This window comes from Paratractidigestivibacter sp., assembly GCF_052362415.1.
Taxonomy (GTDB): domain Bacteria; phylum Actinomycetota; class Coriobacteriia; order Coriobacteriales; family Atopobiaceae; genus Paratractidigestivibacter.
Genome location: NZ_DAWEMK010000130.1, coordinates 1468 through 4261, shown reverse-complemented (window position 1 = coordinate 4261; position 2794 = coordinate 1468). Strand labels below are relative to the sequence as shown.

The 2794-nt window shown below is 67.5% G+C and carries 2 protein-coding genes; both read right to left on the bottom strand.

Features of this window, described 5'->3' with window-relative positions:
* Positions 1–314: MBL fold metallo-hydrolase (locus ACT84W_RS09700; RefSeq protein ID WP_444329058.1), on the bottom strand; the 314-nt coding region annotated here is incomplete at its 3' end.
* Positions 315–321: 7 nt separating this feature from the next.
* A complete protein-coding gene (locus ACT84W_RS09695; RefSeq protein ID WP_417575522.1) occupies positions 322–2727 on the bottom strand; it encodes a RelA/SpoT family protein in 2406 nt (801 codons plus the stop codon).
* Between the last annotated feature and the right edge of the window lie 67 nt (positions 2728–2794).

The window sequence follows — 2794 nt, the reverse complement described above, 5'->3', positions numbered from 1 at the left end:
GCAGGGGGGATGCGATCCGCGAGCTTGCGCAAAGAAGTGAGGATGGCGGCCTCGTTGATGAGGAAGGGCGCCCCGCAGGCCTCCTTGAGCCTGAGCACGCCGCCGACATGGTCGCCGTGGCCGTGGGTGGCGACGATGTAGTCCACCCGCACGTCGGTGAGCTGCTCGGCCACGGCCGCGCCCGAGTCGCCGGGGTCGACGACCATGCACGCCCCTCCGCTCACGTACGCGAAGCAGTTCGTCTGGATCGGCCCCACCACGAAGCAGCGGAGCTCATCGCGGCCGCGGCCCGAGGCCGCCTCGGATTCTCCCATGGCTCCCCTACCCCCTTCGGCTCAGCTGCTGGGCGCCCTCGCCCGGCATCAGGCGGCGCGCGTCGTAGACGGACGGGACGCGGCTCACGGTGGCGAGCAGCGAGTCGAGCAGGCTCGCATCGGAGATGGAGACGAGGAAGCGCAGGCGCGCGATCCCCTGGCTGGAGGTCTGCGTGGCCGCCGAGAGGATGTTTCCACCGGCGTCGCCGATGGCGATGGTCACGTCTTTGAGCAGGCCCATGCGGTCGGTCGCCTCGACGACGATCTCGACGCGGAACTCCGTCGCGCCGGAGGTGTCCCACGCAACGTCGATCATGCGCTCGGGGTGGGCCATGAGCCCCGCCACGTTCGGGCAGGTCGCGCGGTGGACGGAGACCCCGCGCCCGCGGGTGATGAAGCCGACTATGTCGTCGCCGGCGACGGGGTTGCAGCAATGCGCGAGGTGGACGAGCAGGTCCGCGTCGCCCTTGACGACGACGCCGCAGTTGGTGCGGCGCTTCTTGCCCTTGTCCGCTTGCGCGATCGCGTAGGACTTCATGATCGGCTCGTTGCCGGCCATCGCCTTCGCGCGGGCGGCCTTGGCCTCGGCCTCCTTGGCCGTAGCGGCGAGCTGCTCGGGCGAGCCCTCGTTCAGGATCTCCTCGATGCGGTTGGCGGCGAGGTTCGCCGTGACCTTGCCCGTGTGGACCGCGGCAAAGAGATCGTCGGCGTCCTTGGCGTTGAGTCCCTCGCAGGCGCGATCGATAGCCTTCATGGTCCGCTTGGCGCCGATGCCGTAGCCGCGGCGGCGGAGCTCGCGGGCGAGCTCGGCGCGGCCCTGCTCGGCGTCGTCGCTCTTCGACTCGGTCGAGAAGTATTTGCGGATCTTCGCGCGCGCCGAGGGCGTGACCACGACGCTCATCCAGTCGTGGCTGGGCTTGGCGTTCTTGTTGGTGAGGATCTCGACGCGGTCGCCCATGTTGAGCTTGTAGGTGAGCGGCACGACCGAGCCGTTGACCTTCGCGCCGACGCAGTGGTTGCCGACCTCGGTATGGACGGCATAGGCGAAGTCGAGCGGGGTGGAGTCGCGGCGCAGGCTCAAGACCTCGCCTTTGGGGGTAAAGACGAAGATCTCGTGCTCAAAGAGGTCGACGCGCAGGTTGTCCAGGAACTCGTGGGCATCGTCGACGTCATCCTCAACGGCCCAGTCGAGGCTCCGGCGGATCCAGTTGATGGTCGAGTCGATGGAGCGGTCCTCGGCGCTCATCCTCCCTCGGGAGTTTCCCGACTTCTTGTAGAGCCAGTGGGCGGCGATGCCGTACTCAGACGCCTCGTGCATCTCGACGGTGCGGATCTGGATCTCGATGGGCCGGCCATCGGGGCCGACGACCGTGGTGTGGAGCGACTGATAGAGGTTCGCCTTCGGCGTCGCGATGTAGTCTTTGAACCGCCCGGGCAGCGGGTGCCACAGGGTATGGACGGCGCCGAGGGCCGAGTAGCAGTCCCCCACTGTCTGGGTGATCACGCGAAGGGCGATGAGGTCGTAGATCTCGGAGAAGTCGCGCCCCTTGCGGGTCATCTTGAGGTAAATGGACCACAGGTGCTTGGGACGGCCCGTGATCTGGTAGTCCTTGAGGCCGACGCGCTTGAGCTCGTCGTCGAGGGTCTTCATGGCCGCCTCGGCGTCGTCCTCGCGCTGGGCGCGCGAGTCCTGGACCATGCGCGCGACGCGCTGGTACTCCTCGGGCTCGAGCCAGAAGAACGCGAGGTCCTCGAGCTCCCACTTGATCGAGCTGATGCCGAGTCGGTCGGCGAGCGGCGCGTAGACGTCCATGGTCTCGCGCGCCTTGAAGAGGCGGCGGTCGGGAGGCAGGGCAGCGAGGGTGCGCATATTGTGGAGGCGGTCGGCGAGCTTGATGATGACGACGCGAATGTCGTGGCTCATGGCGAGGAACATCTTGCGAAGGTTCCAGGCCTGCTTCTCGTCCATCGTGGCGACCTTGACGCTCGTGAGCTTGGTCACGCCGTCGACGAGGTCGGCGACGGTCTCGCCAAAGAGGCCCTTGAGCTGCTCGAGCGTGGCTGAGGTGTCCTCGACGGTGTCGTGGAGAAGGGCCGCGCAGATGGTGTCCTCGTCCATGCGAAGGTCCTTGGCGAGGATGAGCGCGACCTCTACGGGGTGGTTGATGTAAGGCTCGCCGGACCGGCGGCGCTGGTCGCGGTGGTAATCGGCGGCGAAACGGTAGGCGCGCTCGACCTTCTCGACGCCCTCGGCGTCCATGTAGGACTTGCAGGCGCTCTCGAGCAGCCGATAATTGGCTGCCGCGGGCGGCTGCCTCACCGTCGGCTTGTGCGCCGCGGAGGGGGCGGTGGGCTTGGCCGCCGGGGCGATGCCCCTTTCGGCGCCGGAAGCGGCGGTCGACTTTTCGTCCATGATCAAACCTTTCCAACCACGGTTCCGAAGCTCGGGGAGATGGGCCTCGTCACCTGGGCGGCGAGCT

What these genes read in the sequence shown, in the direction of transcription:
- ACT84W_RS09695 (WP_417575522.1), bottom strand. Translation starts at nt 2,727, where the DNA reads ATGGACGAAAAGTCGACCGCCGCTTCCGGCGCCGAAAGGGGCATCGCC.